The 20,860-nt window shown below is 40.9% G+C and carries 17 protein-coding genes; 4 read left to right on the top strand and 13 right to left on the bottom strand.

The features are described 5' to 3' along the window. Positions 1 to 275: 275 nt before the first annotated feature. Positions 276 to 1,817, bottom strand: coding sequence for an ABC-F family ATP-binding cassette domain-containing protein (locus AC27FM_RS06470; RefSeq protein ID WP_487086871.1), 1,542 nt, complete (start codon positions 1,815 to 1,817; stop codon positions 276 to 278). 116 nt (positions 1,818 to 1,933) lie between these two features. After that, on the bottom strand, positions 1,934 to 3,169 hold the full coding sequence (locus AC27FM_RS06465; RefSeq protein ID WP_487086870.1) for an LCP family glycopolymer transferase: 1,236 nt from the start codon (positions 3,167 to 3,169) through the stop codon (positions 1,934 to 1,936). A gap of 239 nt (positions 3,170 to 3,408) precedes the next feature. Between AC27FM_RS06465 and AC27FM_RS06460 the strand changes: the two genes are divergently transcribed. The 3 genes from AC27FM_RS06460 to AC27FM_RS06450 are packed head-to-tail and all read left to right on the top strand — an operon-like array spanning position 3,409 to position 6,124. Beyond that, complete coding sequence (locus AC27FM_RS06460; RefSeq protein ID WP_487086869.1) at positions 3,409 to 4,158, top strand: threonine/serine exporter family protein; 750 nt, start codon at positions 3,409 to 3,411, stop codon at positions 4,156 to 4,158. 12 nt (positions 4,159 to 4,170) lie between these two features. Next, positions 4,171 to 4,623 (top strand): threonine/serine exporter family protein, encoded by a 453-nt coding sequence (locus AC27FM_RS06455; RefSeq protein WP_487086867.1) that lies wholly within the window; start codon positions 4,171 to 4,173, stop codon positions 4,621 to 4,623. 55 nt (positions 4,624 to 4,678) lie between these two features. Further along, complete coding sequence (locus AC27FM_RS06450) at positions 4,679 to 6,124, top strand: APC family permease (RefSeq protein WP_487086866.1); 1,446 nt, start codon at positions 4,679 to 4,681, stop codon at positions 6,122 to 6,124. Between the two features lie 42 nt (positions 6,125 to 6,166). On the opposite strand, the gene AC27FM_RS06445 is transcribed toward AC27FM_RS06450, so the two are convergent. From AC27FM_RS06445 to AC27FM_RS06435, 3 genes are read right to left on the bottom strand one after another with little or no spacing between them, the layout of a single operon-like run. Then, positions 6,167 to 6,421 (bottom strand): hypothetical protein, encoded by a 255-nt coding sequence (locus AC27FM_RS06445; protein WP_487086865.1) that lies wholly within the window; start codon positions 6,419 to 6,421, stop codon positions 6,167 to 6,169. Positions 6,422 to 6,481: 60 nt separating this feature from the next. Next, positions 6,482 to 9,151: a transglycosylase domain-containing protein gene (locus AC27FM_RS06440; protein ID WP_487086864.1), complete on the bottom strand. Its 2,670-nt coding sequence runs from the start codon at positions 9,149 to 9,151 to the stop codon at positions 6,482 to 6,484. Between the two features lie 8 nt (positions 9,152 to 9,159). Beyond that, positions 9,160 to 10,446 (bottom strand): hypothetical protein, encoded by a 1,287-nt coding sequence (locus AC27FM_RS06435; RefSeq protein WP_487086862.1) that lies wholly within the window; start codon positions 10,444 to 10,446, stop codon positions 9,160 to 9,162. Between the two features lie 74 nt (positions 10,447 to 10,520). Here AC27FM_RS06435 and AC27FM_RS06430 point away from each other — a divergent pair, with 74 nt between their 5' ends. Then, positions 10,521 to 11,447 carry a hypothetical protein gene (locus tag AC27FM_RS06430; RefSeq protein ID WP_487086860.1) on the top strand — a complete coding sequence of 309 codons (927 nt, stop codon included), beginning with the start codon at positions 10,521 to 10,523 and terminating at the stop codon, positions 11,445 to 11,447. A gap of 198 nt (positions 11,448 to 11,645) precedes the next feature. Here the strand turns inward: AC27FM_RS06430 and AC27FM_RS06425 are convergent, their stop codons facing one another. The 8 genes from AC27FM_RS06425 to gyrA form a co-directional block, all read right to left on the bottom strand. Next, complete coding sequence (locus AC27FM_RS06425) at positions 11,646 to 12,929, bottom strand: adenylosuccinate synthase (protein WP_487086858.1); 1,284 nt, start codon at positions 12,927 to 12,929, stop codon at positions 11,646 to 11,648. Between the two features lie 53 nt (positions 12,930 to 12,982). Next, the gene (gene dnaB, locus AC27FM_RS06420; protein WP_487086856.1) at positions 12,983 to 14,362 is read right to left on the bottom strand and encodes a replicative DNA helicase; all 1,380 of its coding nucleotides are present in this window, start codon (positions 14,360 to 14,362) and stop codon (positions 12,983 to 12,985) included. 6 nt (positions 14,363 to 14,368) lie between these two features. After that, entirely contained in the window at positions 14,369 to 14,824 is a 456-nt protein-coding gene (rplI, locus tag AC27FM_RS06415; RefSeq protein ID WP_487086854.1) for a 50S ribosomal protein L9, read from the bottom strand. A gap of 14 nt (positions 14,825 to 14,838) precedes the next feature. Beyond that, positions 14,839 to 16,851 carry a DHH family phosphoesterase gene (locus AC27FM_RS06410; protein WP_487086853.1) on the bottom strand — a complete coding sequence of 671 codons (2,013 nt, stop codon included), beginning with the start codon at positions 16,849 to 16,851 and terminating at the stop codon, positions 14,839 to 14,841. A gap of 141 nt (positions 16,852 to 16,992) precedes the next feature. Continuing rightward, positions 16,993 to 17,229 carry a 30S ribosomal protein S18 gene (rpsR, locus tag AC27FM_RS06405; protein ID WP_057738857.1) on the bottom strand — a complete coding sequence of 79 codons (237 nt, stop codon included), beginning with the start codon at positions 17,227 to 17,229 and terminating at the stop codon, positions 16,993 to 16,995. Positions 17,230 to 17,249: 20 nt separating this feature from the next. Further along, the gene (gene ssb, locus AC27FM_RS06400; RefSeq protein ID WP_487086852.1) at positions 17,250 to 17,819 is read right to left on the bottom strand and encodes a single-stranded DNA-binding protein; all 570 of its coding nucleotides are present in this window, start codon (positions 17,817 to 17,819) and stop codon (positions 17,250 to 17,252) included. A gap of 36 nt (positions 17,820 to 17,855) precedes the next feature. After that, positions 17,856 to 18,146, bottom strand: coding sequence for a 30S ribosomal protein S6 (gene rpsF, locus AC27FM_RS06395; RefSeq protein WP_487086851.1), 291 nt, complete (start codon positions 18,144 to 18,146; stop codon positions 17,856 to 17,858). A gap of 198 nt (positions 18,147 to 18,344) precedes the next feature. Continuing rightward, entirely contained in the window at positions 18,345 to 20,855 is a 2,511-nt protein-coding gene (gene gyrA / locus AC27FM_RS06390; protein ID WP_487086850.1) for a DNA gyrase subunit A, read from the bottom strand. Positions 20,856 to 20,860: the final 5 nt, after the last annotated feature.

Raw genomic sequence — 20,860 nt, 5'->3', positions numbered from 1 at the left:
AAAACTTTAAACCTTAATTAAAAGGCCTACACAATTGATTGTTAAAACTTTGTTCAGTTTTCAAAGGTCTACCGTTGATAAGAAGTGAACTTCTTAACAAGCGACTTAATTATCTTATCAAGCAGTCAACATAATGTCAAGCACTTTTTAAAATAATTTTTCAACGAGATGAGAAGTTAAAAGCTCTCAAGTCGTTGTCGCCGTTGCTGTGTCGCAACAACAGGTAATATATTACTATTCAAGTAACACCTTTGCAAGTACTTTTTGAAAAAAAGTTAATTTTTTTTGATTTTCTCTATATCTAGGACTTTATCTATCCAATCACTACTGTAAAAATCCTCTTCGTGAGTAACGAGAATCATTGATCCATCATAGTTTCTAAGCCCTTTACGTAGAGCTGCCTTACTCTCGTCGTCCAAGTGATTGGTCGGTTCGTCCATGAATAAGAAGTTTGTTGGATCGAACATCAAGTCAGCTAATTTGACCTTAGTCTGCTCCCCACCAGAGAGTGAACGAATGTTAGACATGATCTGTTGGTTGGTCAATCCCGTCCTAGCCAAGACCCGTCGCACTTCTTTTCCATCCTTATCAGGGTGATCGCGACTGACGATCTGGAATGGTGTCTCCATGTTATTGTTCCAGACTAGATCCTGTTTGAAGTAGCCGACCTTAACTACCTCTGAAAAGTCAAAATTACCTTCGATCGGCTTGATTTGGCCTAACAAGGTCTTGATCAACGTCGATTTACCGATACCATTGAATCCCTTGATGACCATTTTCTCACCACTGACGATCGAGAAGTTAAGTTTTTGCTCAAATAAAGCTTGGTCGTAGCCAATCTTCAGGTCATTGACTTCCAATAACATTCTAGTACTAGGGATCTCAGCGTATGGGAAGCCAAAACTACCGATTTTTTTATTACCAGGTGGCGTCAAGACGTCCATATGGGCTAATTGTTTCTCCCGACTTTTGGCACTCTTAGACCTAGTCCCAGCCTTAAACTTGCGAATATAAGCCTTCGTCTTAGCGATTTTTTCCTGCTGTTTAACGTAAGCCTTCATATAAGTTTCTTTATTAGCTGATTTTTGCTTTTGAACTTGCTTCAAATTACCAGTATATTTTGTGATCTTACCAAACTCGATATCTGCGATACAATTGACGATCTTATCCAAGAAATTATAATCATGAGAAATAACAATGAAGGCACCTTCAAAATTATTTAAATAATCCGACAACCATTCGATATGATTAGTATCCAAATAGTTCGTTGGCTCATCTAATAAGATCATATCTGGCTTCTCCAATAGGATCTTTGCCAAGATGATCTTCGAACGTTGACCACCACTTAACTTAGAGACGTCGTGATCATAACCGATCGCATCTAGCCCCAATCCAGTTGCTACTTGTTCGATCTTAGTATCCAATTCATAGAAGTCATTAGCATCCAAGAGCTCTTGCAGTCTCCCAGCCTTAACTAAATCGTCTTCGTTTGGTTCATTCATATAGATTTCAGTCAACTTGTCATTCGCTTCATATAGATCACTAAAAGCCGTCTGTAGATATTCTCTGACTGAAATCCCCTCAACTAGTCGCGCTTGTTGATCCAGATAACCCACTGTCAGATGTTTCTGCCAAGTGATCTTACCTTCATCTGGTTCGATCTGTCCGGTCAATATTTTGATAAAAGTCGACTTACCGACCCCGTTTTGACCAGTGATCCCCAAATGATCTTCTTTATTTACTTGTAAACTTGCATCGTCATACAGTCTCTTGTCCAAAAACTGTTGCGTCAAGTCATGTACCTCTAAAACACTCATATTTATCTCCTTATTTCACTAAAACTATAACAGACGAGCTCGTGCCAACAAAAAAATTGAACTAATAAAGGCTGGGACAAAATCTCATCCCAGCCTCCTCGAATCAATCTATTCTATTAGTAATTATTTGGACCCGTGCTGTTGCCACCAAAACTGCCTTCAGTACTCGTTCCAAAACTTGTCCCACCCGTCGAACCGGTAGAACTTGTCGAAGTCACCTTTGTTTCGTAATTTTGTGTCTGTGTTCCTGTGTAATTAAATGAGAATCCAAGTTTCTCATTATACTTGTTTAATTTAGTCTCTTGATTATTCAATGTTTCTTGAGAGAGATCGAGTTGTTTTCTCAACTTATTAGATACTCTTTGTAATTCCTTAGTTGAAGCGATCTCGTAAGATGAGCCATCGATCATTGAACCGAAGCCTTGAACGTGGTCTGAGCCAATATTCTTAGCAGCACCACTATAATTCAAGAACATCGATTGCATGTCGGTAAAGCTCAAATTAGTCGTCATCGAATTAGAAATACTATCTAAGACTTTTTGATAACGAGTGAAAGTCTTTGCAGATGCGGCACTCTTGATGATAGCCGTGATAACTTGACGTTGACGCTTTTGTCGGCCATAGTCACCTTCAGGATCTTCATATCTCATTCGAGAGTAATCCAAGGCTTGTTTACCATTCAAGTGCATCTTGCCTTTTTTGAAAACCGAGGCCTTCTCACCAGTGTCACCATAGGAGAAGCTAAACGGTACATCAACATCAACACCACCAACGGCATTGACGATCTTCGTCAAGGAGTTGAAGTCGACTTTGACGTAATAATCGATCGGCACGTTCAAGAGCTTTTCAGTCGTTACGACCGCGCTCTCCTCGTTACCAACATTATAAGCTGAATTGATCTTAGCTATCTTATTGGTATTATTGTCAACGCCCTTCCAGATCTGAGCCATAGTATCACGTGGTACAGATACCATGGTAGTCTTATTGGTCTTAGGGTTGACCGTTACAACGATCATCGTATCAGAATTACCACGATAATCAGTCTCTGTATCTCTAACTCCATCATCGGTCGTATCAACACCCAATAACAAGATCGAAACTGGTTTTTTGTTACTGATCTTAGCCGAAGGTGTCTTGCCATCAAGAGCTTTGTACGTATTTCCCAGAGAATTTTGGGCTTGAGCATACAATCTGAATCCGTAAGCACCAACAACGAAGAAAACTACTAGAAGCGTCAGTCCCAGCACCTTTAAGAAAGGATGCTTGCCACCGCCACCGCCGTTACCACTCGATAAGGCTTTGTTTCTAGAAATTTTTCTTCCTTCTCTAGACATATTATTGTTATTGTCCATTATAAACTCCAATTAGTGTATCAGAAATTACTAACTACCATCTAATTATATATAGATAGAATGCAATTATACAGCTATTTTTAACCATCGGTATTAAAATAAGCACACAACTGCATTAGACACTATTATAAAAGTTTAATCAAAACTGTCAAATTGACATTTCAAAAAACAGGTTGACGTTATATTTTTTTACAACGATAATTGTTACGTTTTATATCATTCTCAAGGGGGGCTTAACAATGAGAAAAACTAGTACCGAACGGGTCTCAGAATTATGCCTAAAAACAGGCTATCTACTCATCAACGGTGGTGCCGAATCTTATCGAATCGAAGATACTATAGAAAGAATCGGTTCTTCGCTCGGTCATGAGGTAAACTGTTATGTAACAGTCACGGCCGTCTTCGTTGAGGTCGATGGTAAAAACTCAAAATTCATCAAGTCTTCCTTAGGTGGGACCAACCTGCAGATGATCGATGACATCAATACTTTGTCACGTCATCTGGCACAACGAAAGCTCAGTCCCAAAGATTTCACGATTGAGATCGAAAAAATCTATCAAGACAAGCACACGACTGACTTTCCCTTTTATGTCAAAGCTTTTGGAGCTGGTCTAGTTGCTATGGCACCGATGCTCTTATTCAAGATGCCGATATTTGACTTCGTGTACTGTTTTATCATCGGTACGATCGGATACGGTATTTCTTATTATCTAGCCAGATTATCTCGTATGCCTTACGCTGATTTATTTATTTCAGGGTTTGCGATCGCACTTCTTTCTATATTATTAGGACGCTTTGGTCTAGTCGACCAATACCACAACATCATCATCGGTGCGATCATGCCCTTAGTACCAGGTGTGGCGATCACCAATGCGATCAGAGAACTCGTCATGCGGCACGCCTTGAGTTCAGCGGTAAAGTTTCTCGATGCCATGTTAGTTGCTAGCAGTATCGGCTTTGGTATCGCTACGGCGTTAATTTTATTTTAGGAGGTGTACGAAGTGACAGCCTTATTATTAAATATCATCTTAAGTTCTGCCTCAGCGGTAGGATTTTCATTAATTACTAACGCGCCTCATCGCGTAGCTGGTATCATTGGTTTAACTGGTGGATTAAGTTGGACTGCTTTTTGGATCTTGAAAAATTGGTTACACGTCAATATATTACTAGCGAACTTCGTGGGGGCACTAGTGATCGGATTGATGACTTATTACCTTGCTCGCAAGTTCAAGATACCAGAGAACATCATCTACATCCCTTGTCTCGTCAATTTAGTTCCGGGGGGAAATGCTTATCGAACGATTCTTTATATGGTTCAAAATCGCTATATCGATTCATTGGAACAAGCTATAACGACTTTTTTGATTGCCTCATTCCTAGCGGTTGGTCTGTTCTCATCACAGTATTTGATTTCGATCTTCAACGGAATCGTTTATTTTAGGAAAAGACGATAGTCACTAAGCTCGATTACAAATGGATGCGGGTGCGCTTCCTTAGGAGGGTGTCTTCATGTTAGAAAATAATAATGCTAGAACTTTAAGATGGTGGAATATTTCTTTGATCGGTTTCACAGCTGTCTGGAGTTTTAATAATGTCATCAATAACTTCGCTAATCAGGGAGTAACGGTAATCACATCTTGGTTTTTGATCATGTTCTTATACTTCATGCCTTATACGATGATGGTCGGACAATTAGGGGCGACTTTTCAAAACTCAGGTGGTGGCGTCAGTTCTTGGATCAAAGTGTTGGCGAACAACCAACTGGCTTACTTTGCCGCTTGGACGTACTGGGTAGTTCACATCCCTTACCTAGCTCAAAAACCACAGATCATCATGATCAGCCTGGGGTGGCTCTTAGAGGGGAATGGCTCGTTCGTCAACACGAGTTCTCCAATATTAGTTCAGGGATTGAGCTTAGTGATCTTCTTGATCTTTGCTTGGATCGCCAGTAAGGGCGTAACTACCTTAAATAATATCGGTAGTATCGCTGGTATCGCCATGTTCTTCATGTCGATGTTGTTTATCATCTTAGGTGTCAGTGCACCTTTCATCACTGATATCAAAATTGCTACACCAAATATGTCAGACATCCATACTTACATCCCCAAGTTTGACATGCAATATTTCACGACTATCTCGATGTTAGTCTTCGCTGTCGGTGGCTGTGAGAAGATCTCGCCATATGTCAACAAGACTAAAAATGCTTCCAAGGAATTTCCGATCGGAATGACTATAATGGCCGTGATGGTCGTCGTTTCAGCTATCGTAGGTTCCTTTGCGGTCGGGATGATCATCGATTCCAACCATATTCCTAGTGACTTGATGGCTAACGGTACTTATATAGCCTTTCAATACCTAGGTGAGAGTTTTCACGTCGGCAACTTGTTCGTCTGGGCCTTTGCTTTGACTAATGCCTTTGCGACCGCCGCATCGCTGGCTATCTCGATCGACGCACCACTGCGGATACTGTTGAATGACGCTGACAAGCACTATATTCCTGAGTCATTGAGTAAGAAGAACAAGCACGGTATCGCTATCAACGGTTACAAGATGACAGCCATCTTAGTTTCCATCTTGATCATCGTACCGGCACTAGGTATCAATGGAACCAACGACTTGTATAATTGGTTACTCAATCTCAATTCTATCGTCATGCCAATGCGTTATCTCTGGGTCTTCTTAGCCTTCATGCTCTTGTCGATGCACTTAGATAAGTTCAAGACTGACTACATGTTCGTGAAGAATAAATACGTCGGTTTTGGAATCGGTCTCTGGGCCTTCATCCTGACGAGTTTTGCCTGCATCATGGGAATAGTTCCTAAGATGACGATGGCTTCAGACCCATCCTCGTGGTGGTTCCAATTGGCGCTCAACATCGCTACTCCGATCATCTTGATCCTATTAGGGTTCATCTTGCCAGCCATTGCTAAACGGACCAATAACTTACAGATATAATAAAAAAAAAAAACGGCCCCCCATTAAGGGAGCCGTTTTTGATTACAATACTTTTTTGAGATTAGGAACTTTTCCTGCTTCAGTAGCTTCTGAAGCAACGTCTAATGCACCGTCATTCAGAATAAAACTGTCTTCTTTTTGACAACGAGGACATTTCAAGGTGACATCAGATTTTTCTGAGCCATCTTCGTTATAACCCAAACTCTTGATCGCAGCAATCTGCATTGCTGGATGCTCACAATGGTAACACTTAAAAATCAACATTCTTCTTTCAACAAATTCGTCCGCTAAAGCCATGATCGTAACCTCCAGTTATCATTTTCCTTTAATATAACTGAATCCGGAGGTTAACTCAATCTAATTGCTGGGACTTGTATTGGAATCAGTGTTTGAACTACCGTCAACATTTAATTTGAGATCGGGAGCAGTGCCACCATAACTCCTGATTTCGTTCATGATATCGATCAATTTTTGTTTCTGAGCTTCCTTGTCGGAATCGTCATTCTTATAAGCATCTTTGACCTTTTGTAGTTGGGTATCGTATTGCGTCTGTAACTTAGCGACTTTATCTTTTCGTTCTTGTTCTCGCTGGCTTTCTAATGCTTCTTTTTGAGCATCATAGCTGGCGATCTTTTTATTATCCTTTTCAGACTGGAACATCGCCTGACTCATATTGAGCGCTTTTTGTAATTGTAAGATTTGATTATTAAATTTGATCTTAGCACTCTGTCGTTTGACGTTCGCATTCAAATAACGGATCTTCTGGATCTGATCTAGCTTTTTATCGTACTGAGATTGCTTTTTGATCGGGGTCTCATTGTACTTATCGATTGCCCTCTGCACTTTACGCTCACGACTGAATTCTTCTTTTTTAGTCAGATGATAGATGATTCGATAATCCATGTTGTAGAGACGTTTTGAATTCTTAGTCTCTTGAGTTTGATTGAACTTTTTAAAATCAGTCTCGATGATATCTTGGATACTAGGCTTCTCATTGCTGGCGACTACAGTCAAGTTATCACCACTGACTTTGACCGTGCTGGGCTTCTTGAAGTCAGTGTCTTTTTCTTTCAATTGATCGACCAAGTACTCACCTTCAGCCTTAAAAGTCGACATCGGTAGCGACTGTTCATTTCCACTCAGCGTTGAAGGTACATCATTACCAGTCCAGTTAGCGATCGTGAAATTCTTAGTCATCCCGACAAAATACGAGTCTTTAGTATTGTCAGTCGTACCTGTCTTACCAGCAGTGTGACTGTAATTGTCTAAGGAAGCTGCCTTCCCCAAGCCATCGGTGATGACTGACTGCATCGTATTGAGCATCATATAACTGGCATTAGTCGTATAGATCTTCTTCTTCAAGTGTGTATTCTGATAAATATATCGCTCGTGAGAAGTGTCATAAATACTAGTCAGATTACTTGGATGGACAAACTGACCGCTACGGGAGAAGGAGCTGTACGCTGAAGCCATCTCCGTCGTCGTAACACCATAGGTGAAGCCTCCGATAGCAATGATCGGATTGTTGTCCTGTGGCGTCAGTCTGGCGAATTCCATCTTCGTCAAGTCATCGTAATACGTGTGCTTAGTATCTGACTCCGCCAACTTATAAGCGACAGTATTGATCGAGTTCGCTAATGCATGTCGGACAGTCGTCTTACCAGTATAGCCGCTGTACCAGTTAGTGATCTTACCACCATCGACAGCCGAATCGACGACTGAACTCTGTGGTAGATACCCGCGTTCAAAGGCTGGAGCGTACGCTGTCAGTGGTTTAGCTGATGAACCCGGTTGACGATAACCATTGATAGCTCGATTGACCTGATCGCCTTCAGTCGTCCGGCCGCCGACGATCGCCAAGACATCCCCAGTTTTATTGTCGATCACAGTACTAGAGACTTGTGGCGCCAGCTTACCGTGCACATCTCTACCTGTATAAGCCTGGTATTGTTTTTGGACGATACTTTCGATCTGGTTTTGTAGGTCCATATCGATCGAGGTGTGAATACTGTAACCACCGTCCATCAACTCACCATGTGCTCGCTCATAAGCTTGCTGATACTTAGTGTTGTAATCCGTTCGCTGTGCATCAGTATCGAATTTGTATTTCATCGTGAAACCAGATGACTTCATCAATTCTTCAGTCGCATTGAAGACGGCGTAACTCAGAGCGTAATTGTTCGAGACGTCATTGTCATACTTATGTTCATTGACCTTCAGTCCTAAGGGACGTTGTCGAGCGTTATGATAGACCTTTTTACTGATCAGGCCGTTCTCATAGAATATAGACAAGACCATGTTGCGCCGCAACAAGGAACGTTTTGGATAGTTAACTGGGTCATAGTAGATCGGATTATTAGGGATGCCGACGAGCATAGCTACTTTATCGATCGATAAATCTCTTTGATCCTGAGAGAAATAATATTTGGCTGCTGAACTGAAGCCATATGAACCATGTCCCATATAGACATCATTGATATAAAACTCCAAAATTTGTTTTTTGGTGAATTTTTTTTCTAACTGTTGTGCGATGACCATCTCTTTGAGTTTTCGATTCAGCGTCTGTGATTGGTCCTTGAGGACAACGTTCTTAACCAATTGTTGTGTCAAAGTCGAACCACCTTCGACTCGTTGATGGAGCACTCTAGAAAAGAGTGAACGGACAATGGCGTATGGATCAACTCCATGATGGATATAAAAGCGCTGATCCTCCACCTTAACTAGCCCCTTAGTTATCTTCTGGTTGATTTCATTTATCGGTGTATAATCAGAACTCGACTGTGACAGTTTTTTGATAACTTTACCGTTACGATCATATATAACGGTGCTGTTTTTTGGCTTAAAATCACTCTTTGTCAGTCCCTGACTGTATGAATAACCATCAGCGATGTTATTTTTGATATCATAACCGTACTTGGCCCAGAACAAACCAATGCTCCCCAAAAACAAGACCACGATAACTAAGATGATCCAAGGCCATTTTCTATGTCGTTTAATATGTTTCTTTCTAAGATTCTTCTCTCTCATAATGACCTCTAATTAACATAGAATGTGATACCTGAAGATACTTCAGATTTCAAACTCGATAGACTTGATGAACTGACTTGCAAGCTGTTGTTGTAACTAGAACCACCCGCATAGATGAAGCCGATCGTACTACCATTACTGAAGTAGATCGAACTCGTTAGAGCACTGTTGTTCTTGAACCAAAAGACTGGAGTAGCAGAGTTGAAGTCTGAGGTCGAATTGTCAGCACCAGTAATCCCTAAGTCTGACAAGTCATCAGTCGTAGCACTAGTTACGTACTGTCCAAAATTACTATTACTACTGTCAGTTATGATGGCATCTGATGATCCAGCTGAAACTATCCGCTTGATCGTATACTTGCCCTTACTTACTTGTGAATTCGAAACACTAACATATCCATCTTGAGCCACATACTTACCACTGACTCTCGTCATCAAGGCTAACTTATTCGAACTAGAGTCGTAATACAAGACGTACTTACCAGTTAGACCAGCAGCACTCAAAACATCCTCGGCATCGCTAGAGAAGTCGAGACTGGAGACGATGTCGACTTGCGCCGGCGTATATTTTTCGGTCAGTGGAGAATTTTTGAGTTCTTCCAATTCTTGTTTAGCCGCAGCAACTTGTGTACTTTCACCTTGATGACTGGCATAATAGTCACGCATCTTATTCACTGCATCAGTCCATTGTTTTTTGACCGATTTATTTTTGATCAACTTATAATAAGTGCTCGACATCGAAACCTTCTTAAAACTCAAACTCGAATTATCTTCATTGTAAGCATCCCAGACTTTGGAGATGTATTTGTTCGCATCTTCCGTCTGTTCATACCAGATCTGGATCGTATCCAATTTATTACGTAATTTTTGGTAGACGTCTTGATTCTTCTCATGCAGAAGCGACTTGTCTAATTGATCTATCGTGTCCTTAGTAACATCATCTCGGTAGTGATCCTTACCGTCATAAAGGTCACTGATAGCAGCTGATCGTTGCTTTCTCGCTCTGACATAATCTTCAAGCTCGTTGTAACGCTTGACATTGTCGTCGGTGATCACGTAACCATCCGAGACCTTGATCAGTTTACCGATCGTATTCAGCGAATTATAATCAAGGTCGGTCTTCAAGACTTCCAATTCCTTATCCTGATACTGATTGGATATCTTGGAAGTTACTACCGCATTGACTACCCCGCGTGAAAGCATGACAAAGAAAATCACGGCTGTAATAATACCGACAGTCGCAGCACCGATAAGCATATAATCCTTGCGGCCCTTTAAATCTTTCTTATCTTTCATTATTTTCTCCAAATACACGTATCTTTTTGTATATTATATATATTAAGGTAACACACTTACAAAGGGTGAAAAATTTGAAAAAATTAAACAAAAAATATATCAAATGGTTTGTGTTACTAGGATTGCTTATCCTAGTCGGTATCGCCTATGGTTTTAACCTTTATAATATAAAAGATAAAACCGTTAACAAAATATCTAGCCTGACGATTCCTTTTTCGCTGATAGTCAATCCTAACAAAGTGGACGAGGGGCTTGCGCCCAAGTCGATCTCCTTGAAGACTGGTGACATGGAAAAGACAAAATCTCAGGCTATCAATCTCGTTAGTCAGATCAACGATGATTATCAGAACACTCAGCAGCTAGACTTTTTGTCGAGCGATCAAGAAACTGCTCTGAAAAAACGAGTTCATAAAGAACCACATCGTTATATTTACAAGATGACCTTGCTCAACTTCGGTCGTGATAGTCATGGCAAGTTCATCACCATCAGCTGTAATCGTTACGATGATACTAAGAATATCGTTAGTTATCGCTATCGTCTCTATTACAAAGGTGACAGTATCGTCTCGGCTAAGTATTTGAATACCAAGTCGAATAAATTTCCACCACAGTATGTCATCGAAAATACCGAGTTAGGTAATTCTGGCATCGACCAAGCTAAGGCCTTCATGGAACGAGTTAAAACTACTATCATCAATTCTAATTTGACAATGACTAACGCGACCGATCCCGGAAACTTCAACCAATTGTCACTCAACCTAGGATTGAATCCCGACGACAGTAATAACGGTCTCTACAACTTAGCTCGAAATTCTAATTCACGTGTGACTAACTTCGGTATCGTCGGTTACCAATTGTCCGATGTTCCCCGCTACTCACGGATCTACCTGAAACAACGGACTAAGGACAAAGACTACTATTATACATTGACCTTTAATCGCAACAGTAACAAATTCGTCAAGTTTCAACGCGGTATTATTTCGACTGATAATAAGAATTGATCTACTTTGAATTTAACTAAAAAATAATGGTCAAATCCAAAATAAGATAAATATACCTGGCTCTAAGTCAAATCTTCACCAATATGATTTGATTTAGGCCTTTTTTGTATATCAAAATGAAGATAAAAAAAACTGGTATTGGTTTTCACCAAATACCAGAAAGTTTAGATTTAATTTCTTTTGAATTGAAAAATTTATTTAACTCTTCCAAACATCGTTGACTTCAATCGTCTGTTCACGATCTGGTCCGACTGAAACCGTAGCGTATTCAACGCCTAGTTCACCCTTTAGGAAGTCCAAGTATACTTGAGCTTGTTCTGGAAGATCATCCAAGCTCTTAGCTTGAGTGATGTCTTCATCCCAGCCTTCAAACGTCTTATAAACTGGCTGACATTGTGCCAAGATATTCAAGTTTGCTGGATATTCTTCGATGATCTTACCGTTGAGATCATAGCCCGTACATACTTTGATTTCTTTAAGACCTGTCAAGACATCCAAACAGTTCAATGACAAGTGAGTTACACCTGAGACATTAGCTGAGTGACGTAATACAACTGTATCTAGCCAACCCACACGACGTGGACGATGAGTTACGGTACCGTACTCATGACCAGCTTCACGCAAGAAGTCACCAGTTTCATTCTCTTGTTCTGTTGGGAATGGACCAGCACCGACACGTGATGTGTAAGCCTTGACTACCCCGATGACATTGTCGATCAATGGTGCACCGATACCGGCACCAGTTGTCACACCACCAGCGGGACTAGATGAAGTAACGTATGGATAAGTACCGTGGTCGATATCGAGCATGATACCTTGTGCGCCTTCAAATAATACATTCTTACCAGCTTTTAATTCACGATTCAAGTAAGCTGACGTATCGATCACACGATCTTTTAAACTTTGACCGATCTCATAATACTTATTGAAGATCTGATCGAAGTCCATAGCTTCTGCACCATAAACTTTAGTGAACAATTCATTTTTTTGTTTGAGGTTTTCGGTTAGTTCTGCTTTGAAGATGTCTTTGTCCAAGACATCAGCCATCCGAATACCAACACGTGCAGCCTTATCCATGTAAGCAGGTCCGATACCACGATTAGTCGTTCCGACCTTGGAGTTTCTTGCTTGTTCTTGGCACTTATCTAATTGAATATGATAAGGAAGGATCAGTTGAGCACGGTTTGAAATCTTCAAGTTAGTTGTATCAACACCTTGATCGTGCAGACGTTGCAATTCCTCTGCTAACGATTCCAGATTCAAGACCACGCCGTTACCGATTACACTAGTTTTATCTGAATATAAGATACCTGATGGCACTGATCTTAACTTGTAGACATTACCCTCGATATTCAAAGTATGTCCAGCATTGTCACCACCTTGATATCTGGCGATAATATTAGCTTCACCACTAAAGTAATCAGTAATCTTACCTTTACCTTCGTCCCCCCACTGGGTTCCTACTACAACAACTGTTGTCATATCCAATTCTCCTCTTGCACTTTATATTTTAGGATCTTGGTTCGCTTATCTTTTTAATTTTCAGGGATATTAGCAATCGAAGAAAATTTATTATACGATTTCACGAACAATAGCTTAGCCGTTCCACGAGGACCTGAACGGTTTTTTCCGACAATCACTTCGACTTCGCCGACATCTTGATCCTCTTGATTTTCAGGTTCGCTATTATTATCATCGCCATCTTCATCTCGATAATAATCATCACGATATAAGAAGGCAACAATATCAGCGTCCTGTTCAATTGAACCAGATTCACGGATATCTGACAACATCGGCCGCTTGTCTTGACGAGCTTCAACTCCACGGGAAAGCTGTGATAACGCGATTACTGGCACATGCAATTCTTTTGCTAATTTTTTTAAATTTCGAGAAATAACTGAGACTTCTTGTTGCCGATTCTCTTGACCAGTACCTTCGATCAGTTGTAGGTAGTCGATGATGACCAAATCTAGTTTGCCAGTTTCCTTCAGAAGTCGACGACATTTCGATCTGATCTCAGCCATTTTTGAACCCGGAGTGTCATCGATATAAACATTAGTTCGTGATAAACTCCCCATGGCCACAACTAAACTATTCCATTGATTCTCATCTAATTGTCCGGTTCTAAGTGAATTGGCATCAATACTACCTTCAGAACAGAGCATACGATTGACTAATTGTTCTGCCCCCATTTCCAGTGAGAAGATGGCGACAGTCGCTTGGTCCTTCGTAGCCGCATTTTGGGCTAGATTCAAAGCAAAGGCAGTCTTACCCATACCAGGACGAGCAGCTAAGATGACTAACTCATCCTTATGTAGTCCCGTCGTCAACGCATCGAGATCCTTGTAGCCAGTCGATAATCCAGTAACGTCAGAATCTTGGTCATACAGACGGTCGATCTCCTCAAAGGACGATTTGACGACATCTGAGATTTTGCGAAAACCTTTGTTGTTGCGATTCTCCGAAACATCCATGATATCTCGTTCAGACTGGTCGATGATCGTATCAAGATCATCATCGCCATCAAAACTGCGGCTAACAATGTTCGTAGCCGCATTAATCAGTCGTCTCAAAACTGCTTTGTTCTGAACGATCTTAGCATAGTAAGCTGTATTAGCAGCGGTTGGAACGGCATTAGCGAGGTCAGCCAAATAGCTGACTCCACCGATATCTTCGATCTGATTCATCTTATCCAGTTCATTTTGAACCGTAACGACATCGACCGGTTCCTCGCGGTCATTCAGATTGACCATCGCTTGGAATACTAATTGGTTAGCATGTTGATAAAAATCTTCTGCTTCAACGTATTCCATCGCCTCAATTAGTGCATCTTGACTGAGAAATACCGCCCCTAAGACAGCTTGTTCAGCGTCCTTGTCATTGGGCGGTATGCGTGAAGTTATATCATTATTCATTTGTTCCTAGCTCTTTTCAACGATATGAACTCTTATGGTAGCTTCTACACCATCAAAAATCTTTGCGGGTACATTTATGTATCCCAGTGCTTTAGCACCTTCAGAGAGCGTCATTTTATGTTTGTCGACTTTCAAATTATATTGTTTGTCGAGTTCTTCAGAGATTTTTTTAGTCGTGACTGAACCGAACAAACGACCGTCAGTTCCAGCCTTAGCCGAAATTTCAACGACCGTACTATCCTTTTCGATCTCTAGCTTGAGCTGTTGAGCTTCCGCCAATTCAGCTTGATAGTCTTTTTCTTCACGATTTTGTTCTGCTTTTAATTTAGCCAAGTTAGCTTTAGTAGCTTCGATAGCTTGATTATTCTTGATCAAAAAATTTTGTGCGTAACCAGCGGCGACATTCTTAACCTCGCCTTTTTTGCCTTTTCCTCTAACATCTTGAGTAAAGATTACTTTCATAATAAAAATTCCTCCTACTTTTTACTACTGTCCGATAAAACATCGATCAATTGATCCTTAGCTTCATCGACAGTCACATCACCGATCTGCGTGGCGGCATCAGTCAAATGTCCGCCTCCGCCCAGTTTCTCCATGATAACTTGGACATTGATCTTGCCCAAACTCCTTGCAGAGATGCCGACCCGTCCATCTGGTCGTTTACTGATGACGAATGATGCTTCAACATTGTTCAATGATAACAATGTATCGGCAGCTTGGGCAACAATCACCGGATCGTAAGAACGATCGTTTTCTCCGAAACAAACTGCCATCTGACCACCGACCATCGTGATAGTCTCGATCAAGTGGTTGCGTTGGATGAATGAATCGATATTTTCTTTTAATAAATTCTGAATCAATGCTTCATCCGCTCCAACTGAACGCAAATAACTGGCTGCGTCGAATGTTCTCGTCCCAGTTCTCAAAGAGAATGACTTCGTATCGACTGTGATACCAGCTAACAGAGCCGTCGCCTCGATCTTTTCGATCGCTTTCTTATTCTTTGGTTGATACTCCAACATCTCGGTGATCAGTTCACTAGTTGAAGAAGCGTATGGTTCGATATAGATCAGCATTGGATTCTCAGGGAATTCTTCCCCACGTCTGTGATGATCGATAACGACTACTTTTTCATTAGCATTGTTGAACAAATTAGGATTGATCGAGATGCTCTGTTTGGAGTGGTCGACCATGACGATCAAAGTATTTGAGGTTCTAATGTTCATTGATTCCTCAGGTGTAACGATGTCATTCTTGATCTCAGGGTCTTTGTTGATCAGTTGCAACAAGCGACTGACATCCGTGTGGATCGTTTTTGGATCGATCACTACCTTACAAGGCGTATTGTTCATCAGGGCAATCCGTCTGATGCCTAGTGAGGAACCAACGACATCCATATCCGGATGAGAATGACCCATAACGATCACTTGATCGCTGTCCTTTAGTAATTCTTGCAGGGCTTCACTGATCATCCTTGCACGAACACGCGTTCGTTTCTCCATCGGATCAGTATTTCCACCATAAAATCGAGCTTTCTGTCCGATCTCTTTGACAACGACCTGATCGCCCCCACGACCAAGTGCTAAGTTCAGGTTCTTTTGAGCTTCATCATTGAGCGTATTCAAGTCATCGACTCCATAGGAGAAGCCCATGCTCAAAGTCAGTGGTACATTTTGTTGCGAAGTATACTCTCTGATGGCGTCAAGGATCTTGAAACCATTTTCTTCCATCTTAAATATTTTGCCAGTGTAGGCAACGATGAAGAAGTGATCATCATCGATCCGTTTTAGAAACATTTGTTCATGCGATGCCCAATTCGATAATTCATTCGTAATGTAATTATCCAAATTGGAAATATCACGATCACTCATTGACTGTGTGATTTCAGCGTAGTTATCCAAATAAACTTGACCAATCACTGAACGATTCTTTTCATAGCGTTTCTCGATCTTCGAATATTGTGTTATATCCATGAAATAAATGACTTTTAATTCAGTTTGAACTTGTACTAGATAGTATTTTTTATCGATCTGAATCGTCTGATGCTTACCATGATTTTCTTCGTCTTCATCGTCGTCAACAAAAGATGCTAGTTCGGATGAGATGTCAGAGATATTCATATTATAGACTGAATCGATCCCCGTCTTTTCAACGAAGTAAGGATTGACCCACTGTACTTGTTTATCATCATCATAGAGCAAAATTCCCAATGGATACTCGACAAAACTATTGTCCGTTCCTCGATCAATTCGATATTGCAAATTGTTGGTATATTTACCAGCCTTCTCACCGAGAAGTAAAAACAAGTAGATAAATAATACAAATGCAATCACAACTAATAGAGCCTGAATATATCCACTGATCGAACCGTGAATAATACCGACTATAAAAATCGATACCAACATTACAATCAACGAAATGGCCGTCAATTGTGTTGAGTAATCAACTCGAGAAAGGAAGAAACGTAGATTAGATTTTATCTTTTTCATATTAGTCCCCTCTTAGATATACCCCTTAATTTTATCACAGCCGCGGTTCTTTTATAGAATAAAATAGTGTGGTGATACGGTATGATCAAAATTTAAGTAAAAAAAAAGCCTGGACCAAAGTCCTGACTTGAATTTTCAAAATTAATCTTCTGCAACGAATGGTAATAGAGCCATGATTCTTGCACGCTTGATAGCGATTGTAAGCTTTCTTTGGTTCTTTGCACTTGTGCCTGTAACACGTCTTGGCAAAATCTTACCACGTTCTGAGATAAATCTCTTGAGTAAATCTGTATCTTTATAATCGATGTATTCGATATGGTTAGCTGCGATGAAGTCAACTTTACGTCTTCTACGTCCGCCACGTCTTTGTTGAGCCATTTTAGTCATTCCTCTCTATATTAGAATGGTAAGTCGTCATCCGATATGTCGATAGGCTTGCTGTTATCAGCAAAAGGATCGTTCATATTATTTGAGTTGTTACTGTTATTGTTAGATTGATTGTTGTTGTTATTATTGTTTCCAAATGGAGACTGATTTGATTGATTTTGTTGGTTATATGGAGCTTGATTAGGATTACTGTTATTGCTGTTATTGTTGTTGCCGCCAAAGTTATTGTTTGGAGCTCCAGCATTTCTCTTTTCACTTTCAGATCTAGATTCTAGTAGTGAGAAGTTTTCGACTACGACTTCTGTCACATAGACTCTTTGACCTTGTTGGTTCTCATACGAACGTGATTGAAGACGTCCATCGATTCCCACAAGTGAACCTTTATTAGTAAAGTTTGAAAAGTTTTCAGCAGATTTTCTCCAGATGACGCAGTTGATGAAATCAGCTTCACGTTCACCTTGAGCGTTAGTAAATGTTCGATTTACTGCCACTGTAAAACTAGCAACGGCAGCCCCACTAGACGTGTATCTTAATTCAGGATCACGTGTCAGGCGTCCAGTCAATACAACTCGATTAATCATATGTCTGCCTCCTTAAAATGTTTCACGTGAAACAAATTAGTCTTCACGTTTGATGATCATGTGACGTAGCATGTTGTCATCGATCTTTGATAGACGGTCGAATTCGTTGATAGCTACATCGTCGTTGGCATCTACATTAACAATATGGTAAATACCTTCTTTGTAATTAGCAATTTCGTATGCTAAACGTTTCTTTTCCCAGTCTTTTGAGTCGATTACGGTTGAGCCGTTGTCTGTAATGATCTTGTCGTAACGATCAATAAGAGTCTTCTTAGCTTCTTCTTCAATATCAGGTTTGATGATATATGTAATTTCGTAATGTGTCATAAATACTGCACCTCCTTATGGTCTAATGGTTCTAATAAAAGAACAAGGAGCATAAATTAACTACATTTTATACTCACAATGTTAGATTCTATCATAATTTTTTAGTGATTACCATAATAAATTTCAACAAAAAACGTTTCTGCCTGACACGTATCTCAGCGATACATAATCAAATTACGCAGAAACGTCGATTATTTTTTATTCTTCTGAATCATTTCCAGCATCATCATCTGATCCTGAGTCATCAGGTTTAGCAGGAGCTTTTTCTTCTGTCTCCGGCTCATCAGCTTCTTCGATCTTAGCCATAGTTGACACGATCGAATCATCGTCCACTTTGATCAAGCGAACTCCGAGCGTCGCACGTCCAGTTTGTGAAACACTGTCAACTTCAAAGCGGATCATAACGCCTTTGTCAGTGATCAGCATGATATCTTCGTCACCATTGACCGCTGTAACGCCAGCGATCGGACCATTCTTCTCTGTTACATTAGCAGTCTTGATACCTTTACCGCCACGACCCTTGATCGGGTATTCAGTAACTGAAGTACGTTTACCATAACCCTTTTCAGAGATAGTCAGCACTTCTTGTCCCGCTGCAACGATCGACGAACCGACGACATAATCTTCATCACGTAGTTTGATACCACGCACACCGGCGGCAGTCCGTCCCATTGGACGAACATCGCTTTCTCTGAAGGTCACTGCGTAACCCTTATGTGTCCCGATGAAGATGACCTTGTCGCCATCAGTTAGGAAGACGTGGTCCAGCTCATCCCCATCCTTGAGAGTGATCGAACGTAGACCTGAGTGTCTGATGTTGGCAAAATCAACTACCGGTGTACGTTTGACCGTACCATATTTAGTCACGAAGAATAAGTACGAATTCTCACGATCAACGTCACGATCGACATTGATGACCGTTTGGATCGTCTCACCCTTCTCGATATTCAATAAGTTGATCACAGGGATACCCTTAGCTGTTCGGCCGTATTCAGGGACTTCATAACCCTTAGTCCGATAGACTTTACCTGTATTGGTAAAGAACAATAGTCGGTCATGAGTTGACGTATAGACCATGTGCTCGATGAAGTCGTCGTCATGTACGCCCATACCTTGGACACCACGACCACCACGATTTTGAACACGGAATTCATCCATCGACAAGCGCTTGATGTAGCCCTTGTGTGTCAAGACAATCAAGATGTTCTCTTCCTCGATCAGATCTTCATCCTCGATGTTAGCAACTTCACTTGCTCTGATCTCAGTTCTTCTAGCATCACCGAATTTTTCTTGAATGTCCAACAATTCATCATAGATGATCTTGTCAACACGTTCAGATTTGGCCAAGATGTCCTTGTAGTCAGCTATCTTAACTAACAAGTCTTGATATTCAGCTTCGACTTTTTCACGTTCCAAACCAGTCAAACGAACCAAACGCATATCCAAGATAGCTTGTGATTGTTTGTCTGATAATTCAAAACGGTCCATCAACGTTTGCTTAGCAATACTTGAGGTTTGAGAACCACGAATGACTTTGATGATCTCATCGATATGATCCAATGCGATTCGTAGACCTTCCAAGATATGAGCCCGTGCCTCAGCACGACGTAGTTCATATTCAGTTCTACGTCTGATCACAACTTCTTGATGTCTCAAGTAATACGACAAGACTTCTTTTAGTGACAAGACACGTGGTGTCTTATCAACGATCGCAACCATATTGATACCGTATGAGATTTGTAATTGCGTCAACTTGTACAAGTTATTCAAGACGACTGAAGCACTCATATCACGACGAATGTCGATCACGATCCGCATACCTTCACGGTCTGATTCATCATTCAAGTCAGTGATACCTTCAAGTTTCTTGTCACGAGCAAGTTCGGCGATACGTTCAACCAAGTTAGCCTTGTTGACCATATATGGCAATTCTGTAACGATGATCTGTTCAGCACCGTTTTTCTTTGTAACGACATCGACTTTGGCGCGGAGGATGATCGTCCCCTTACCGTTTTCGTAAGCCTTTCTGATCCCGGAGCGACCCATGATGATACCACCAGTTGGGAAGTCTGGACCGGGAATAGCTTTCATTAAGTCAGCGATAGTCGCATCTTTGTCTCGCATCAAAATATGTAACGCATCGATTACTTCTTTTAAGTTATGTGAAGGTATATTAGTCGTCATACCAACAGCGATACCAGTCGCACCATTAACTAATAAGTTAGGGAAACGGGCTGGTAGGACCATCGGTTCTTTTTCTTCACCATCGTAGTTAGGAACTAGATCGACCGTATCCTTATTGATGTCACGCAACATCTCAACTGCCATCTTACTCATTCTAGCTTCGGTATAACGCATAGCAGCCGGTGGATCACCATCGATCGAACCGAAGTTACCATGTCCATCAACTAATGGATAACGGTAACTGAAGTCCTGCGCCATTCTAACCATCGATTCATAGATGGCTGAATCACCGTGTGGGTGATACTTACCCATGATGTCACCGACGAAACGGGCACTCTTTTTGTAAGGCTTGTCAGGTGTAACGCCCAGTTCATTCATACCGTATAGAATTCGACGGTGAACTGGTTTTAATCCATCACGTACATCTGGAAGCGCACGAGATACGATAACACTGGCAGCGTAATCGACGAAAGATTTTTTCATTACTTCCGTCAAATTAACATTTGCTATTCTTCTATCGTCCAATTTGC

The organism is Companilactobacillus sp. y65-5, assembly GCF_057541095.1.
Note: the sequence above shows the minus strand (reverse complement) of the source record. Positions and strands in the feature narration are given on the sequence as shown.

Bases quoted from the DNA above. Each gene is read 5' to 3' on its own strand.
- AC27FM_RS06470 (WP_487086871.1), bottom strand. From the start codon at position 1,817: ATGAGTGTTTTAGAGGTACATGACTTGACGCAACAGTTTTTGGACAAG.
- AC27FM_RS06465 (WP_487086870.1), bottom strand. From the start codon at position 3,169: ATGGACAATAACAATAATATGTCTAGAGAAGGAAGAAAAATTTCTAGA.
- AC27FM_RS06460 (WP_487086869.1), top strand. From the start codon at position 3,409: ATGAGAAAAACTAGTACCGAACGGGTCTCAGAATTATGCCTAAAAACA.
- AC27FM_RS06450 (WP_487086866.1), top strand. From the start codon at position 4,679: ATGTTAGAAAATAATAATGCTAGAACTTTAAGATGGTGGAATATTTCT.
- AC27FM_RS06445 (WP_487086865.1), bottom strand. From the start codon at position 6,421: ATGGCTTTAGCGGACGAATTTGTTGAAAGAAGAATGTTGATTTTTAAG.
- AC27FM_RS06440 (WP_487086864.1), bottom strand. From the start codon at position 9,151: ATGAGAGAGAAGAATCTTAGAAAGAAACATATTAAACGACATAGAAAA.
- AC27FM_RS06435 (WP_487086862.1), bottom strand. From the start codon at position 10,446: ATGAAAGATAAGAAAGATTTAAAGGGCCGCAAGGATTATATGCTTATC.
- AC27FM_RS06425 (WP_487086858.1), bottom strand. From the start codon at position 12,929: ATGACAACAGTTGTTGTAGTAGGAACCCAGTGGGGGGACGAAGGTAAA.
- dnaB (WP_487086856.1), bottom strand. From the start codon at position 14,362: ATGAATAATGATATAACTTCACGCATACCGCCCAATGACAAGGACGCT.
- rplI (WP_487086854.1), bottom strand. From the start codon at position 14,824: ATGAAAGTAATCTTTACTCAAGATGTTAGAGGAAAAGGCAAAAAAGGC.
- AC27FM_RS06410 (WP_487086853.1), bottom strand. From the start codon at position 16,851: ATGAAAAAGATAAAATCTAATCTACGTTTCTTCCTTTCTCGAGTTGAT.
- rpsR (WP_057738857.1), bottom strand. From the start codon at position 17,229: ATGGCTCAACAAAGACGTGGCGGACGTAGAAGACGTAAAGTTGACTTC.
- ssb (WP_487086852.1), bottom strand. From the start codon at position 17,819: ATGATTAATCGAGTTGTATTGACTGGACGCCTGACACGTGATCCTGAA.
- rpsF (WP_487086851.1), bottom strand. From the start codon at position 18,146: ATGACACATTACGAAATTACATATATCATCAAACCTGATATTGAAGAA.